This window comes from Thermomonospora echinospora (genome assembly GCF_900108175.1).
Classification (GTDB): domain Bacteria; phylum Actinomycetota; class Actinomycetes; order Streptosporangiales; family Streptosporangiaceae; genus Thermomonospora; species Thermomonospora echinospora.
Genome location: NZ_FNVO01000001.1, coordinates 293,258 through 309,801 on the forward strand (window position 1 = coordinate 293,258; position 16,544 = coordinate 309,801).

Below are 16,544 nucleotides of genomic sequence, written 5' to 3' on the forward strand. Positions count from 1 at the left end.
GGGACCACCGAGCCGGCGGAGCCCGGACCGGGGCCTCAGCCGGTCAGCAGCCGCAGCAGGGCTGCAGTGCCGGCGGCGATGACCAGCACCACCAGGAACGGGGCGCGCAGCAGCAGGGCGGCCACGGCCGCGCCGAGACCGGCCAGCCGGGGCGCGTCCAGTTCCAGCGCCCGGCCGGCGGCGAAGGTCTGCACGGCCACCAGCGCGGTCAGCAGCGCCACCGGCACCAGCTCGGTGAAGCGGCGTACCCTCGGGTCCTCCAGGATCCGCTGCGGGGTGACCAGCCCGCCCAGTTTGAGGGCGTAGCAGCCGGCGGCGGTCGCCAGCACGGCGATCCAGGTGTTCACGCGCCGAGCCCCTTTCGTCCCTCACCAGCCGTCCCGCCGGCGGCCTCGGCATCGCCCGTCCCGCTACCGGTGCTTGCGTCACCGGCGGTCTCCGCGGCCGTTTCACCACCGGCCGCCCCGCCGACCATCTCGCCGGTCGTTCCGCCGGTCGTTCCGTCGGCCGTTCTATCGCGGGCGGGTGCGCGCAGCCCGGCCAGGGCCGCCACGGCGGCGAGCATCACCGGCACCCCCGGCGGCAGTAGGGGAGTGGCGGCGATCGCGAGTACGGCGGCGGCCACTGCCACCCGCGCCTCGGCCCGGCCCGCCGTCAGCCTCGGCCACAGCAGCGCCAGGAAGACCGCCGGGCCCAGCACGTCCAGGCCGAACGTCCGCGGATCGCCGATCCGGGCCGCGCCCACCGCCCCCGCCAGCGTGCTGAGGTTCCAGGCCAGGTACAGGCTCACCGCGGTGGTGTAGAACCCGGCGCGGGCCGAGCGGTCGTCGGGCTGGCCGGTCGCCACCGCCGTGGTCTCGTCGATCACCACGTGGGCGGACAGCAGCCGCCGCCAGCCCCGCACCCGCAGCATCCCGGCCAGCCGCAGCCCGTAGAGCCCGTTGCGGGCGCCCAGCAGCACCGCGCCGAGCGTGCCGGCCACCAGGTTGCCGCCCCCGCCGACCACCCCGATCAGCGCGAACTGCGAGGCACCGGTGAACGCCAGCAGGCTCAGCACGCACGCCTGCGCCACCGACAGGCCCGCGGTCACCGCGGCGGCGCCGAACGCCAGCCCGGAGACGCCGACCGAGATGCCGACCCCCAGCCCGTCGCGCACGGCGGGACGCACGGAGGCCGGGGGAGGTGAGCCCTCTCCGCGGCCGGGTCCGGACGTCGCGGTGCCGGGGCTCGTGCGGTGGCCCGGTCGGGCCGTCAACGGGCCTCCCGCGCGTCCTCGGCGGCCTCCAGCCCGGCCTCGATCACCGCGTTCATGATGCGGGCCAGCCGGTCGACGCCCAGCGCGGGCGCCCGCCGTGCCATGGCCTCGACGATCTGACGCTCACGGTGCGGGTCGCGCCCGGCGAAGCCGCCCACCGGCTTGAGCCGCTGCACCGCCCCGGCCAGCTCGGCCCGCCGGGCCAGCAGCAGGGCCAGCGCGGCGTCCACCTCGTCGATGGCGGCCCGTGCCTCCTGCAGGGACCTCACCTCCCGCGTCAAGGGCAGCCGCACCATCGGGTCTGCGGCGTCGGTCGCCGATTCCACCGTGCGCATCGTGTGTCCTCTCTCCGCGATGGCCGGCGGCCCGCGACGGGGATGACCGGCCAAAAGAAAAAGCAGAGCCCCTACGGGACTCTGCTCGGCCGGCTCCGGGGATCGTCGCTCAGGGGGCGCCGACCGGCTCGTCCGGAGCCGGCGGGGTAAACCCGAAATAGCGTCGATCCACGGGTCCACCCTAAGGAAGAGGTCCTCCCTCTGCCAACTTCCACCCCCTATGTCTCATCTGACGAGACATGTGAGTAGGACGGCGGGCGCCCGGGAAACGCCGTGTCACGGCGCGCCCGACCCGAGGGCGGCCGGATCAGGCGGAGCGCAGGCCCCGGGCGCCCGCGGAGGGCCGTCCGCTTGCCCTGGTCGAGCGGACGCCCCACCGGCAGGCCCCGGGGCACCGGCGATCCGGGTCAGCGGCGTTCGTAGACGGCCTCCCCGTCGACGAAGGTCATCTTGACCTCGGTGGTCCAGATGTCCTCCGGGTCGAGGGCGAACGGGTCGCGGTCCAGGACGGCCAGGTCGGCGCGCATGCCGGGGGCGAGCGTGCCGGTCTCCTGGTCGGCGTGGTTGATCCGGGCCGAGCCCGCCGTGTAGGCGTGCAGGGCCTCGGCCAGCGCGATCCGCTGGTGCGGCAGGAACGGCGTGGCCGCGGTGGGCCAGGCGGCGCGCGCCTCGTCCGACGGCTCGGTGCGGTGCACCGCCACGTGGATCGCCGCCAGTGGGTTCGGGCTGGTCACCGGCCAGTCGCTGCCCATGCACAGCCGCGCCCCGGTGCGCAGCAGGTCGCCGAACGGGTACTGCCGGGCGTTGCGCTCGGCCCCCAGGAACGGGGTGGTCAGCTCGTCCATCTGCTGGTGGTGGGTGGCCCACAGCGCCTGCAGGTTGGCGGTCACCCCCAGCTCGGCGAAGCGCGGCACGTCGTCGGGGTGCAGGACCTGCAGATGCGCGATGTGGTGCCGCAGGTCGCCCGCCCCGTTGGCGGCGCGGGCCGCGGCCAGCGAGTCCAGGGCCTCGCGGACGGCGCGGTCGCCGATCGCGTGGAAGTGCACCTGGAAGCCGAGCCGGTCCAGCTCGGCGACGTGCTCGCGCAGCAGCGCCGGGTCCACGTGCGACAGGCCGCGCCCGCCGCACGGGCAGCCGCCGGCGTCCAGGTAGGGGTCGAGCATCCCGGCGGTGAAGTTCTCCGCGATGCCGTCCTGCATGATCTTGACCGAGCCCGCCCGGAACCGGTCCCCGCCCTCGGCGGCGGCCAGGGCGCGGCGGGCCAGCAGGTCCTCGATCTGCTCGGCGCCCCGCGCGCGGTCCCACCACAGCGCGCCGACCACGCGTGCCCTGAGGGCGCCGGAACGCGCCGCGTCCAGGTAGATCCCCAGCTGGTCGTCGTAGCCGGCGTACGGGCCGACGATGGCGTCCTGCCAGCCGGTGATGCCGAAGGAGAACAGGTACCGCTGTGCGTCCAGCAGCGCGGCGGCGTACTCGGCGGGCTCGGCGCGCGGCAGCAGCCGCCCGGCCAGCTCCATCGCGCCCTCGTGCAGCAGCCCGGTCGGGCGGCCGTCGGCATCCCGCTCGATGCGCCCGTCCGCCGGGTCGGGGGTGGCGGCGTCGATCCCGGCCAGCTCCAGCGCCCGGGTGTTGACCCAGGCACCGTGGTGGTCGCTGTTGATCAGGTAGACCGGGCGGTCCGGGCAGACTCGGTCCAGCAGGTCCCGGCGGGGCATGCCGCCGGGGAACGCCGACATCGACCAGCCGCCGCCCTCCACCCAGGGACGGTCCGGGTGGTCGGCGGCGTACCGGGCGATCCGTTCCAGGTAGGCGTCCAGGCCGGTGAGCTCGGCCAGGTTGCAGCGGGCCCGTTCCATGCCGCCCTGCACCGGGTGGATGTGCGCGTCGATGAAGCCGGGCAGCAGCAGGCCGCCCGCCAGGTCGACGATCTCGGTGCGCGGGCCCCGGGTGCGGGCCAGTTCCGCCTGCGTGCCGACCGCGCTGATGCGGCCGTCGCGGACGGCGACGGCCTGCGCGTACGGGCGGGCGGGATCGGCGGTGAACACCCGCCCGCCGAGGAACAGCAGATCCGGTGCGCCGCTCATCGCGCCGGCACGATCACGTAGGTCTTGCGCATGGTCTCGTGGACCTGCCAGGTGCCGTGCCAGCCGTCCGGCAGCACGACCGCCGAGCCGGGCGACAGCTCCACCCGGGCGCCGTCCTCGCCGGTCAGGGTGGCGCTGCCGGACAAGATCTGGCAGACCTCGTGGTAACCGTCGCGGACGGCGGTGAACGTGCCCGGCCCACACTCCCACACGCCCGCCGAGGCCGGGCCGTCCGCCCAGATCTCCAGCGTCGTCTCCCGCTGGCCGGTCAGGCTGGTCGGCTTGGGCTCGGCCGCGGGCAGCGCGGCGGCGGTCGCCCCGGCCAGGTGGCGGAGGGCCGGGACGGTGCCCGGTGCGGTCGTCATGGTCGTACTCCCCTCGGACATGTCAGCGGCCGGAGATCAGGTCGGCCAGCCGGGCGTAGCCGGACGTGCCGGTCAGCCGGTCGTTCTCCCGCCGGTCGGCGGTGCGGTACAGGGCGTAGATCAGCTGGACGCCCATCCAGCGCAGCGGCTCGGGTTCCCACTGGCGGACCTGGCGGCCCACCCACGGCAGCTGGGTCAGCTCGCTGTCTTCGCCGAGCACTAGGTCAGCCAGGGTACGGCCGGCCAGGTTGGTGGTGGTCACGCCGCTGCCGACATAGCCGCCGGCCTTGCCCAGCCCGGTGGAGCGGTCCAGGTCCACCACCGAGCACCAGTCGCGCGGCACCCCGAGCACCCCGCACCAGGCGTGGTCGATCCGGGCGTCGGCGGCGGCCGGGAACAGCCTGGTGATCATCCGCTGCAGCGCGGCGGCCGTCTGCGGATGGGTGGTGCCCCGGTCGTCCCAGCGCGAGCCGAACCGGTACGGCACGCCCCGGCCGCCGATGGCGATCCGGTCGTCGGCGGTGCGCTGGGCGTAGATGTAGGCGTGCGCGGTGTCGCCCAGCAGTTCACGGCCGTGCCAGCCGATGTGCTTCCACACGTCCTCGCCCAGCGGCTCGGTGACGATCATGGAGCTGTTCATCGGCAGCCACTGGCGGCGCTGCCCGGCGATCCCGGCGGTGAAGCCCTCGGTGGCGCGGATCACGTACTCGGCGGTGACCTCGCCGCGGTCGGTGACCGCGGTGGCGGGCGCGCCGCCGCGGCGGGGCCGGATCTCGGTCACGGTGGTGGACTCGAAGATGTCCACGCCGAGCCGCTCCACCGCCCCCGCCAGGCCCTGGGCGAGCTTGGCGGGCTGGATGCGCGCGCAGTGCGGGGTGTGGGCGGCCTCCAGCGTTCCGGCCACACGCAGCCGCTCCTCGCGCTCGTCGCGGGAGAGCAGGTACAGGTCCTCCTCGCCCCAGCCCCAGCCGCGGTCCTCCTTGAGCGCGGCGTGCAGGCGGCGGCGCTGCGCGGGGTTGGTGGCGACATGGGTGATGCCGCCCTTGACGATGTCGGCGTCGATGCCCTCACGGTCGCAGACGCCGATGACCTCGTCGATCGCGGCCATCATGGCCTGCTGGAAGGCCACCACCGACTCGCGGCCCAGCCGCTGGGCGTAGCGCCGCTTGGAGCCGGCGATCTCGGCCGACAGCCAGCCACCGTTGCGGCCGGAGGCGCCGAACCCGGCGAACTCCCGCTCCAGGATCGCGATGCGCAGGTCCGGCCTGGCCTTCTTCAGGTAGTAGGCCGTCCACAGGCCGGTGTAGCCGCCGCCGACGATGCACACGTCGTACTCGCGCGGCCCGGGCAGCGCCGGGCGGCCCTCGGGCAGGCCGGCCTGGCGGTACCAGAAGGACACGCCGCCGTTGGCGAACGCGGGGGTGCGGGGGAAGTCGTTTTCGCTCATGAGAACTCCTGAAGCGTGGAGACCTTCACCTTCAGGTGGAGGAGGAAATGCGGCGCGATGCCGCACGGATCGGTGTGCGATCGGTCGCACCTGGTGGCGAGAGCCGAGCCGTCGGGTCTACCGCCGGGCTGGCGGGATGTGAAGCCTGTGGAGGCCGTGTAAGACCCCGGCTTGGGTTCGTCCCGGGGGCTGTCGCCAGTGAAGCAGGAAGATCCGGCCTGTGAGGGCTGGAATCCTTCAGTTTCAGCGAGGGAGGAAGTCAAGTCAGGACTGTTTCCACATCGGGGTCGTCGGGCAGGAGCACCGCGTCCTCCACCCGCCAGGTCAGGGTCACCTCGTCGCCGGGACGGGCCGCGCTGAGCCGTCCGGCGGCCTCGCGCACCAGCGCGGTGTCGCCGTCGGGCAGCCGCAGTTCCAGCTTGCGCGACGAGCCCAGGTAGATCTCCTGCAGCACGGTGGCCGGCAGCGCGTTCCAGCCGGGTTCGGCCCGCTCGCCGGCGCCGACGACCACCAGCCGCTCGGGGCGGATCACGATCGCGGCCGCGCCGGTCAGCTCCCCGGCGGCGGTCAGCGTCCGTCCCGCCTTGCCCAGCGCCGAGCGCCCGGCGCCCGCCTCGGCGGCGCCGCGCAGCACGGTCGACTCGCCGAGGAACTTGGCGACGAACAGGGTCTCGGGCCGCTCGTACAGCGCGTGGGCGCTGCCGACCTGCTCGATCCGGCCGTTGTTGAACACCGCGATGCGGTCCGACAGCACCAGCGCCTCGTCCTGGTCGTGGGTGACGTAGACGAACGTGGTGCCCAGCTCGGCGTGGATGCGCTTGATCTCCAGCTGCAGCCAGTCGCGCAGCTTCTTGTCCAGCGCGCCCAGCGGCTCGTCCATCAGCAGCACCCGGGGGCCGTAGACGATGGCGCGGGCCACCGCGACGCGCTGCTGCTGGCCGCCGGACAGCTCCCGGGGGTAGCGGTGGCCGTACTCGCCCAGCCGGACGGTCTCCAGCGCGGCGGCGACCAGCTCCCGCCGCCGGTCCTTGGCGATCTTGCGCCGCCTGAGCGGGTAGGCGATGTTCTCGGCCACGGTCATGTGCGGGAACAGGGCGTAGTGCTGGAACACCATGCCGATGTCGCGCTTGTGCGGCGGCGCCGACTCGATCGCGGTGCCGTCCATCCGCAGCGATCCGCTGGTCGGGGTGACGAACCCGGCGATGGCGTTCAGCGTGGTGGTCTTGCCCGACCCGGACGGGCCGAGCAGCGTCATGAACTCGCCCGGCTCGATGGTCAGCGACACCTCGTCCACGGCGACGAAGTCGCCGTACCGTTTGGTCAGCCGGTCCAGCGCGATCTCGGCGCCGCGCCCGGCCCGCCCGGCGCGCTCGGTGTCGGGGGTCTGTGCAAGGCCGCGGCTAGCGGGCACGGCTCCTCCTCGCGGTCAGCAGGGTGGCGGCCAGCACGATCGCCGTGGTCAGCGTGATGATCATCGTGGCGGCCGCGGCGATGGTGGGGTCGGTGTCGCGGGTCACGCTGCCGTACATCTGCACCGGCAGGGTCTGCAGGTAGGGGCTCTGGATGAACAGTGAGACCACGACCTCGTCGAAGCTGGTCACGAACGCGAACAGCGCCCCGGAGACCACGCCCGGCGCCACCAGCGGCAGCGTGACGGTGCGGAAGGCGGTCCAGCGCCCGGCGCCGAGCCCGGCGGCGGCCTGCTCCAGCCGCCGGTCGAACCCGGCCAGGGACGCCGTCACCGGGATCATCACGAACGGCAGCGCCAGCACGGTGTGCGCCACCACGAACCCGAACAGGGTGCCGACCAGCTGCAGTTTCAGAAACAGCGCATAGGTGCCGATGGCGAACACCACGCCCGGCACGATCATCGGGCTGAGCAGGGTGCCCTGCGCGATCGGCAGCCCGCGCAGCCGGGCGCGGGTCAGCCCCAGCGCCGCCAGCGTGCCCAGCACGGTGGCGGTCAGCGTGACCAGCAGCCCGACCTTGATCGAGTTGACGAACGCGTCGGTCCACCGCGGGTCGCCGAAGAAGTTGGCGTACCAGCGGGTGGACCAGCCGGTCGGCGGGAAGACCAGCGACGGCTTGTCGGTGAACGACAGCGGTACCACGACCAGCACCGGTGCCACCAGCCACAGCCCCACCAGGGCGCAGAAGGCCCACAGCGCCGCGCGGGCGGCCCGGGAACCGTTGTTCACAGCGACACCTTCCTTCCGGCGCGCCGGGTGACCAGCGCCACCAGCACCAGCAGGGCCAGCGTCATGCCGAGCAGCACCACGCCCATCGCGCCGCCGCGGCCCCACTGCAGCAGGCCGTTGACCTGGGTGAAGATCTGCTGGGAGATCAGCGCGTCGTCCGGGGAGCCCAGCAGCGCCGGGGTGATGTAGAAGCCCAGCGCCGACACGAACACCATCAGCGAGCCGGCGGCGATCCCGGGCAGCGACAGCGGCAGGTAGATCCCGGCGAACGCGGTCAGCGGGCGGGCGCCGAGGCTGCGGGCGGCCTGCACGTAGCGCCGGTCGATCCCGCTCATCACCGCGTACAGCGGCAGCACCATGAACGGCATGAGCAGTTGCACCATGCCGACGATCACCCCGGCCTGGGTGCGGATCAGGTGGACCGGCCCGAGGCCGACCAGGTCGAGGGTCCGGTTGAGCACGCCGGTGTCCTGCAGGATCACCATCCACGCGAACGTGCGCACCATTAGCGACGTCCAGAACGGCACCAGCACCAGCAGGGTCAGCGCGGCCCGGCCGCGGGGGCCGGCGACGGTCATCAGGTAGGCGTAGGGGTACGACAGCAGCAGGGCGATCACCGTGACCCACAGGGCCGTGGTGAAGGTGCGCACCAGCACGTCGATGTTGGCCTGGGTGGTGAAGAACCAGGTGAAGTTGCCCCATCCGGTCTCCGGCTCGGTGAAGGCCCGCCACAGCATCGTGGCCAGCGGGTAGGCGAAGAACACCAGCACCAGTACCAGCGCGGGCAGCAGCAGCACCGCGGGGCGGGCGGCGCCGCGCTCGCGGGGCGCCCGGCCCGGGGCCGCCGGTCCCGCGGTGGGACGGGCGGCGCCCGGGGCTTCGTCGAGGACGGCCATCAGCGGACTCCCGTCAGCCGCCCAGCCAGGCAGACCACTTCTCGATCAGCGCGTGCTGGTTGGCGGCCCACCACTTGGCGTCGATCTTGAGCGCCTGCTTGGAACGTTCCGGTGAGGTGGTCAGGAACGCCGTGCCCAGCGGGTCCAGCGTGGGCTGCGCGCCGGTGTGGATCGGGGAGTAGGAGGTCAGCTCGGTCAGCTTGGCCTGCTGCTGCGCCCCCAGGTAGTAGTTGATCAGCGCCATCGCGGCCTTGGGGTTGCGGGCGCCCTTGGGCACGGCCAGCACGTCCATGATCGGCATGAACTGGTTCCACTGAACCTCGTACTTGGCACCGTTCTTGATGGCGTCGTAGGCCCGGCCGCTCCACAGCATCACCATGTCGGCCTCGCCGGACTCCAGCAGCTGCTGGGACTCGGCGCCGGTCTTCCAGAACACCAGGTTGGGCCGGATTGAGGTGAGCTTCTTGTTGGCACGTTCCACATCCAGCGGGAACAGCTGGTCCGGCGCCACCCCGTCGGCGACCAGCGCCGCCTCGTAGGGGCCGGGCGCGGCGTCGTTGGCGATGCCGGGGATGGCGCGCTTGCCCGGGAACTTGGCGGTGTCGAAGAAGTCGGCCCAGCCCTGCGGCGGGTTGGCCCCGTACTTGTCCTTGTTGTAGGCCAGCACCATGCCGTACTGCATGGCCGGGACCGTGCACTCGCCGGCCAGGCCCTCGGGGACGTTCGACTTGTCGATGATCGAGTAGTCCAGCGGCGCCAGCAGCTTGCCGCACTGGGACTCGCCCCAGATCGCGTCGGTGTCGACCACGTCCCAGGTGACGTTGCCGGAGTCCACCTGCGCCTTGATCTTGGCGTAGTCGGTCGGGCCGTCCGAGAGCACCCGGGCGCCGGACTCGGCGGCGAACGGCTCGACGGCGGCTTTCTCCTGGCCGCTCTGGTAGACGCCGCCGTAGGACACAAAGGTCAGGTTCACGCCCTTGAGCGCGTCCTTCTTGACCGAGCCGGCCTTGGCGGGACCGGTGCCGAGATCGACGTCGGCACCGGAGCCGGAGCCGCCGCCGCAGGCCGCGGCCATCGTCACGGCGGCCGCCGCGGCGGCGAGCCGGAGCACGTGGGACTTGTTCATCTTTCGCCCCCCTTTCTGTGAGGTGTGCGGGGTCGGGTGCTAGTCGGGGGTGGGCGGAGCGATGATCCACATGACCTCGGCCGGCTCCTCGGCGGCGTTGGCCACCCGGTGCGGGACCGAGGTGCGGTACTCGATGCTGTCGCCGGCGGCCAGCTCGTAGGAGCGGGCCTCGTCCTGGTCGCCCAGCCACAGCGTCACCCGCCCGCCGAGGACCACGAAGATCTCCTGCGAGTCCCCGTGGGCGTACGGCTCGTCGCCGGTGGACGCCCCCGGATCGAACTCGCCGACGTAGACCTCGACGTTGCGCAGCGGCCGCTGGGACACCAGGTACTTGCGGGCCCCCGGTCCGGTCGGCAGCTCCGGTCGGTGCGCGCGGGGCAGCACCCGGTGCCCGACCTCGTTCTCCTCGGTGAACAGGTCGGCGACGGTCAGCCCGAGCGCCCCGGCGATCCGGCGCAGCATCCCGATGCTGGCGCTGGTACGGCCGCGTTCGAGCTGGCTGACGAAGCTGGGGCTGGCCCCGGCCCGCTCGGCGAGCTCCCGCAGCGGCATCTTGCGCATCTGCCGGTACTCCCGGATCCGCGCTCCCAGAGGGGTGAGATCCGGTGCCGGGTCATCCGATGATCCGTGAGATGCCACTGAACGCTCCGCCTCTTGCACTGAACAAAGTGTTCACTTGTGTGAAGGCAAACGTAGAGTGACGGTCAACACAGCGGCAAGGGCCTGCCAAGTCACGAATTGATAAACCCCCGCTCCTGTCTACGCGCCCGGACCGCCCGCCGATCCGTACGCCGGTTCACGCACCACGCCGGTTCACGCGCCGGTCCGCGCACGCGAAAGAGCCGGCCGGGTGGACCCGGCCGGCTCGCAGGAGACGGATTCGATGACGGCGGCGGAACGAACGTCAGTCGCGGATGCCGAACAGCAGTCGCAGGGCGATCTCCATGTGGTCGAGCACGGGCTGCTCGACGTCGCCGATGTGCTCGATGAAGCGCTTGGGGGAGAACGGGCCCACGTCGTAGACCGCCGCGATGCCCGTCACGGGGGTGTCGATGCGGACGCTCAGCACCGTCTCGGGGACCTCACCGGGGTCCTTGATCGGCACCACCTGGATGCCGCGCAGATGGGGGACGAAGACGTCGTCCAGCACGACGATGCCCGTCCGCTCGCGATTAACGGTCTGCAGTCGCCACACCTGGCCGCGCTTCACGCGGCACCCGCGGCGGCGCCCCAGAAGTCCGGGTCGCGGTCGGTCTCGATGGTGTTCAGCCAGTCCTCGTCACCGAGCACGCCGGCCCCGCCGAGCTGGGTCAGCGCGTCGTGCAGCAGCGCCTTGCGCACCGACTCGCCGATGAACAGCGACCTGGAGACGCCCACCCGCTTGACGTGCGCGTCCAGCATCCGCAGCTGGGTCTCGGGCAGTGACACGTTGATCCGCTCAGTCGCCATGTCCACAACATTAATACACACGCTCCGTGTGTATCACCCGTGTGTACCGGTGTGTCGTGAAATCACGCCGGGAACATCGCGACACGGTGGGTTATGTCCGTCACGGACGTGCGGTGGTCGGGTGGGGAGGGCGCCGGGCGCGGCGCGGCGCGGTGCCGGCGGGCGGGGCTCGGCAGACCCGGTTGTCGGGGTTTGTGGGTCTATCCAGGGGTTTGGGACGTTCCCAAAAGTGCAGGCCGAGTAACCGTGCCGGTGTGCGGAATGCCGGACCGGCCGCCGGAGACCGCTCCGGCGGGAGGATCAGGCGGGAAGCTCAGAGGCGGGAAGGTCAGGCGGGAGGATCAGGCGAAGGTGTGGCCGAGGTTCGCCAGGGCGTTGTCCAGGTAGGGGCGCCTGCCGGTGCGCACCCCGTAGGCGATGTCCCCGAGAACGCCGCAGCGGGCGTAGAAGAGGGCCCGCTCCCGGCCGGCCTCGTCGAGGCCACCGTCGTACCGGGCCACGACCAGCTCGAAGACTTCCGGGCCCAGGTCCCGGTACAGCAGTCCCAGATCGTGGACGGGGTCGGTGACGGCGGCGTCCGTCCAGTCGATGATCCCGGTGACCGCGCCCGCCCGCACGTCCACCAGGATGTGCTCGGCCCCCAGGTCGTTGTGGCAGAACACCAGGTCCCGGGGCTCGGGCGGAGGTGCGCTGCCGAGGAAGTCCTCGATCGCGGCGCGGGCCGCCGCCGGGATGCGCCCGGCGCCCGCCCGGTAGTCGTCCTCGGCCTCCGCCAGCCACTCGGTGAACGGAGCGGTGTCCGGCTCCACCAGGCCGTCCATCCGCTCCAGCGGGACCTGGTGCAGGGCGCCGAGGAACCCGCCGAGGGCGGGCGCCAGCCGTGCGGGCTCGGCCACCGGGTTCTCGTGCAGGGGAGCGCCGGGCACCTTGACGTAGCCCAGGACGCCCGCCTCGGGATCGGCGAAGACCGGCTCGGGGACCGGCAGGGGCGACAGCGCGGCCACCGCCGTCAGCAGGTCGGCGTCGCGCCGGATCGCCGCGCTGCGCTCCTCGGGGTCGTCCTCCTTGCTGAACCGGACGACCAACTCGCCGTCGACCTCATAGGCGACGTTGTCGTACCCCTCGCCCAGCCTGACGACGGACCGCACCGGCCGTCCGGGCAGGTGCCGGGCCAACAGCGCACGGATCTCGTCGTCCACACCGGCACCCTAGCGCCTGAGCGCCCCGAACTCACGGACCCACCGGCACGTCGGACGGGATGACCGTCGCCCCCCGCCCCGGAACGACGGAGGACCTCCCGATGACGTCCCAGCGGCCCGCCTGCCCGCACTGTGGCGAGCAGCCGATCCCGATCATGTACGGCTACCCGGCGAACATGGCGGTGGCCTTCGAGGCCGAGCGCCGTGGCGAGATCGTGATCGGCGGCTGCGTGGTCGACGACGACAACCCGATCTGGTTCTGTCGGGCCTGCGGCAGGCGCTACGGCCGCCTCGGCGACCTGCGCTGAGGGCGGTTCGGCCCCGAAGAAAGCCCTGATCAGGACGGTGATGGCCCCCTCGGTGACCGGCCGGTGTGAGATTGTGGTACGGAGGCGTCCGCCGCGCGGGGTGATGCGGATGGACGCCCGCGGTGACGGGATCGATCGGGCGGACGGGGTGTCCGGAGTGTCGGGCGGCGGGTGTCGGCGGGGCGCGTTAGGCTCGCAGGCGCCGCGCCGTTCCGGTGGCGATCACCGGGGCGGCGATCTTTCCCCCGGTCCGGTAATGGCGACACGTGTCCCGCGGCACGTGCGCGGTCGCATGCACTAGGAGGCGCAGCGGGCATGGCCGACTCGTTCGTACATCTCCACGTACACACCGAGTACTCCATGCTGGACGGCGCCGCCCGGCTCAAGCAGATGTTCGCCGAGGTCGAACGGCAGAAGATGCCGGCGATCGCGATGACCGACCACGGCAACATGCACGGCGCCTACGACTTCTGGAAGCACGCCAAGGACGTGGGCGTGACCCCGATCATCGGGATCGAGGCCTACGCAGCGCCCGAGTCGCGCTTCCACAAGAAGAAGGTCCAGTGGGGCGAGCCGTCCCAGAAGCGTGACGACGTGTCCGGCGGCGGCCTGATCAACCACAAGACGCTGTGGGCGCGCGACAAGACCGGGCTGCACAACCTGTTCAAGCTGTCGAGCCGGGCCTACATGGAGGGCTTCGTCTTCAAGTACGCCCGCATGGACGAGGAGTTGCTGGCCGAGCACGCCGAGGGCGTGATGGCCACCACCGGCTGCCCGTCCGGCAAGGTGCAGACCCGGCTGCGGCTGGGGCAGTTCGACGAGGCGCTCAAGGCGGCGGCCACCTTCCAGGACATCTTCGGCAAGGACAACTACTTCCTGGAGTTGATGGACCACGGGCTGGAGATCGAGCGCCGGGTCCGCGACGGGCTGCTGGAGATCGGCCGGCGGCTCGGCATCCCGCCGGTGGTGACCAACGACTCCCACTACACCCACGAGTCCGAGGCCGCCGCGCACGACGCGCTGCTGTGCGTGCAGGTCGGCAAGCAGCTGGCCGACCCGGACCGGTTCCGCTTCGACGGGTCCGGCTACTACATCAAGACCGCCGACGAGATGCGCGCCATCGACACCTCCGACGCGTGGGCCGAGGGCTGCCGCAACACCCTGCTGATCGCCGAGCGGGTCGACCCGTCCGGGTTCTTCGAGCAGCGCAACCTGATGCCGCGCTTCCCGGTGCCCGAGGGCGAGACCGAGGCGTCCTGGTTCCGCAAGGAGGTCATGCGGGGCATGGACTGGCGTTTCCCCGACGGTTACGACGACGAGCACCGCACGCAGGTCGAGTACGAGATCGACATCATCACCCAGATGGGCTTCCCCGGGTACTTCCTGGTGGTCGCCGACTTCATCATGTGGGCCAAGAAGAACGGCATCGCGGTGGGGCCGGGCCGTGGCTCGGCGGCCGGGTCGCTGGCCGCCTACGCGATGGGCATCACCGACCTGGACCCGATCCCGCATGGGCTGATCTTCGAGCGGTTCCTCAACCCCGAGCGCGTGTCCATGCCGGACGTCGACATCGACTTCGACGAGCGCCGGCGCGGCGATGTGATCCGCTACGTCACCGAGCGGTGGGGCGCCGACAAGGTCGCCATGATCGCCACGTTCGGCACCATCAAGGCCAAGGCCGCCGTCAAGGACGCCGGGCGGGTGCTGGGATTCCCCTACGCCCTCGGCGACCGCATCAGCAAGGCGTTCCCCCCGGCGGTGATGGGCAAGGAGATCCCGCTGTCGGGCATCTTCGACGACAAGCACCCCCGGTACGGCGAGGCGGGCGAGCTGCGCAAGCTGTACGAGGAGGAGACCGACGTCAAGCAGGTGCTGGACCTGGCGCAGGGCCTGGAGGGGCTGATCCGGCAGACCGGCGTGCACGCGGCCGGCGTGATCATGTCCGCGGAGCCGCTGACCGACCACATCCCGATCATGCGCCGCGACAGCGACGGGGCGATCATCACGCAGTTCGACTACCCGACCTGCGAGACGCTCGGCCTGCTGAAGATGGACTTCCTGGGCCTGCGCAACCTGACGATCATGGACGACGCCCTGAAGGCCATCAAGGCCAACAAGGGCATCGACATCGACCTGCTCAAGCTCGACCTCGACGACAAGCCGACGTTCGAGCTGCTGGCCCGCGGCGACACCCTGGGGGTGTTCCAGCTGGACGGCGGGCCCATGCGGTCGCTGCTGCGGCTGATGAAGCCGGACAACTTCGAGGACATCTCCGCCGTCCTGGCGCTGTACCGGCCCGGCCCGATGGGCGCCAACTCCCACACCAACTACGCGCTGCGCAAGAACGGCCAGCAGGAGATCACCCCGATCCACCCGGAGCTGGAGGAGCCGCTCAAGGAGATCCTCGACACCACCTACGGCCTGATCGTCTACCAGGAGCAGGTCATGGCCATCGCGCAGAAGGTGGCCGGGTACACCCTCGGCGGCGCCGACCTGCTGCGCCGCGCGATGGGCAAGAAGAAGAAGGCCGAGCTGGACCGCCAGTTCGAGTTCTTCGAGAAGGGCATGAAGGACAACGGCTACTCCGACGCCGCGATCAAGGCGCTGTGGGACATCCTGCTGCCGTTCTCCGACTACGCCTTCAACAAGGCCCACACCGCCGGATACGGGCTGGTGTCGTACTGGACGGCCTACCTGAAGGCCAACTACCCGGCCGAGTACATGGCCGCGCTGCTGACCAGCGTCAAGGACGACAAGGACAAGAGCGCCCTCTACCTCAACGAGTGCCGGCGGATGCGGATCACCGTGCTGCCGCCGGACGTCAACGAGTCCGACGCCGACTTCACCCCCAAGGGTGACACCGAGGTCCGCTTCGGCCTGTCGGCCATCCGCAACGTGGGCGACAACGTGGTGGACGGCATCATCGCCGCCCGCCGCGACAAGGGCGCCTTCACTGACTTCAACGACTTCCTCAACAAGGTGCCGCCGGCCGTGTGCAACAAGCGGGTGGTGGAGTCGCTGATCAAGGCCGGGGCGTTCGACAGCCTCGGGCACCGGCGCAAGTCGCTGCTGGTGGTGCACGAGCAGGCCATCGACTCGGTGATCGACATCAAGCGCAAGGAGGCGATCGGGCAGGACTCGCTGTTCGGCGCCTTCGACGAGGGCGAGGACTCCGCTGCGTTCACGGTCGCCATCCCCGAGGGTGAGGAGTGGGACAAGACCACGCTGCTGGCCTTCGAGCGGGAGATGCTCGGCCTGTACGTCTCCGACCATCCGCTGCTGGGCGTGGAGCACATCCTGGCCAAGGAGGCCGACGCCTCGATCGCCACGCTGACCGCCGACGGCGATCGGCCCGACGGGCAGGTCGTCACGGTGGCCGGGCTGCTGTCGGGCCTGCAGCGCAAGGTCACCAAGCAGGGCAACTCGTGGGCGATGTTCCAGCTGGAGGACCTCGGCGGCTCCATCGAGGTGATGTGCTTCCCCTCCTCCTACCAGCTGTGCTCCACGCTGCTGGCCGAGGATGCGATCCTGGTGGTCAAGGGCCGGCTGGACAAGCGCGAGGACGTCGCCAAGATCATCGCGATGGAGGTGACCCAGCCGGACCTGACGGTCAGTGAGTCGGGCGCGCCGCTGGCGGTCAGCATGCCGATCGGGCGCTGCACCCCGCCGGTCGTGGAACGGCTCAAGGAGGTCCTCACCACCCATCCCGGCTCCAACGAGGTGCACCTGCACCTGCAGAACGGCCCGCGCACCACGGTCGTCCGCCTCGACGACAAGCTGCGGGTGGCCCCCTCGCCCGCCCTGATGGGCGACCTCAAGCAACTGCTCGGCCCGTCCTGCCTGCTGTGAGCGGCGCGATCCCGCGGCCGCCGGGCGGTCGCG

The 16,544-nt window shown here is 71.6% G+C and carries 16 protein-coding genes; 2 read left to right on the top strand and 14 right to left on the bottom strand.

What is annotated here, in order from left to right; translation table 11 throughout:
* Positions 1-35: 35 nt before the first annotated feature.
* From C4U03_RS01360 to C4U03_RS01425, 14 genes are all read right to left on the bottom strand, one after another.
* Entirely contained in the window at positions 36-347 is a 312-nt protein-coding gene (locus C4U03_RS01360) for an AzlD domain-containing protein (RefSeq protein WP_103935744.1), read from the bottom strand.
* A complete protein-coding gene (locus C4U03_RS01365; RefSeq protein ID WP_103935745.1) occupies positions 344-1,168 on the bottom strand; it encodes an AzlC family ABC transporter permease in 825 nt (274 codons plus the stop codon). Before C4U03_RS01365 ends, C4U03_RS01360 begins: the two co-directional genes overlap by 4 nt.
* 83 nt (positions 1,169-1,251) lie before the next feature.
* The gene (locus tag C4U03_RS01370; protein ID WP_103936259.1) at positions 1,252-1,551 is read right to left on the bottom strand and encodes a chorismate mutase; all 300 of its coding nucleotides are present in this window, start codon (positions 1,549-1,551) and stop codon (positions 1,252-1,254) included.
* A 446-nt stretch (positions 1,552-1,997) separates the two neighbouring features.
* Positions 1,998-3,674, bottom strand: coding sequence for an amidohydrolase (locus tag C4U03_RS01375; RefSeq protein WP_103935746.1), 1,677 nt, complete (start codon positions 3,672-3,674; stop codon positions 1,998-2,000).
* Positions 3,671-4,039, bottom strand: coding sequence for a cupin domain-containing protein (locus C4U03_RS01380; protein ID WP_103935747.1), 369 nt, complete (start codon positions 4,037-4,039; stop codon positions 3,671-3,673). Before C4U03_RS01380 ends, C4U03_RS01375 begins: the two co-directional genes overlap by 4 nt.
* 22 nt (positions 4,040-4,061) lie before the next feature.
* Entirely contained in the window at positions 4,062-5,486 is a 1,425-nt protein-coding gene (locus tag C4U03_RS01385; RefSeq protein WP_103935748.1) for an NAD(P)/FAD-dependent oxidoreductase, read from the bottom strand.
* Between the two features lie 259 nt (positions 5,487-5,745).
* Positions 5,746-6,897: an ABC transporter ATP-binding protein gene (locus C4U03_RS01390; protein WP_103935749.1), complete on the bottom strand. Its 1,152-nt coding sequence runs from the start codon at positions 6,895-6,897 to the stop codon at positions 5,746-5,748.
* On the bottom strand, positions 6,887-7,684 hold the full coding sequence (locus tag C4U03_RS01395; RefSeq protein WP_200826955.1) for an ABC transporter permease: 798 nt from the start codon (positions 7,682-7,684) through the stop codon (positions 6,887-6,889). The genes C4U03_RS01390 and C4U03_RS01395 overlap by 11 nt, the downstream gene beginning before the upstream one ends.
* Positions 7,681-8,580, bottom strand: a complete 900-nt coding sequence (locus tag C4U03_RS01400; protein WP_103935750.1) for an ABC transporter permease — start codon at positions 8,578-8,580, stop codon at positions 7,681-7,683. Before C4U03_RS01400 ends, C4U03_RS01395 begins: the two co-directional genes overlap by 4 nt.
* A 13-nt stretch (positions 8,581-8,593) precedes the next feature.
* Positions 8,594-9,706, bottom strand: coding sequence for an ABC transporter substrate-binding protein (locus tag C4U03_RS01405; RefSeq protein ID WP_103935751.1), 1,113 nt, complete (start codon positions 9,704-9,706; stop codon positions 8,594-8,596).
* A 39-nt stretch (positions 9,707-9,745) separates the two neighbouring features.
* The gene (locus tag C4U03_RS01410) at positions 9,746-10,366 is read right to left on the bottom strand and encodes a helix-turn-helix domain-containing protein (RefSeq protein ID WP_327372261.1); all 621 of its coding nucleotides are present in this window, start codon (positions 10,364-10,366) and stop codon (positions 9,746-9,748) included.
* Positions 10,367-10,610: 244 nt separating this feature from the next.
* Positions 10,611-10,916 carry a hypothetical protein gene (locus tag C4U03_RS01415; RefSeq protein WP_103935753.1) on the bottom strand — a complete coding sequence of 102 codons (306 nt, stop codon included), beginning with the start codon at positions 10,914-10,916 and terminating at the stop codon, positions 10,611-10,613.
* Positions 10,913-11,155 (bottom strand): ribbon-helix-helix domain-containing protein, encoded by a 243-nt coding sequence (locus C4U03_RS01420; RefSeq protein ID WP_103935754.1) that lies wholly within the window; start codon positions 11,153-11,155, stop codon positions 10,913-10,915. Before C4U03_RS01420 ends, C4U03_RS01415 begins: the two co-directional genes overlap by 4 nt.
* 341 nt (positions 11,156-11,496) lie before the next feature.
* Entirely contained in the window at positions 11,497-12,354 is an 858-nt protein-coding gene (locus C4U03_RS01425; RefSeq protein WP_200826956.1) for a phosphotransferase family protein, read from the bottom strand.
* Positions 12,355-12,455: 101 nt separating this feature from the next.
* On the opposite strand from C4U03_RS01425, the gene C4U03_RS01430 reads away from it, so the two are divergent.
* Positions 12,456-12,662, top strand: a complete 207-nt coding sequence (locus C4U03_RS01430) for a hypothetical protein (RefSeq protein ID WP_103935755.1) — start codon at positions 12,456-12,458, stop codon at positions 12,660-12,662.
* 315 nt (positions 12,663-12,977) lie between these two features.
* Complete coding sequence (gene dnaE / locus C4U03_RS01435; RefSeq protein WP_103935756.1) at positions 12,978-16,511, top strand: DNA polymerase III subunit alpha; 3,534 nt, start codon at positions 12,978-12,980, stop codon at positions 16,509-16,511.
* The last annotated feature ends 33 nt before the right edge of the window (positions 16,512-16,544 follow it).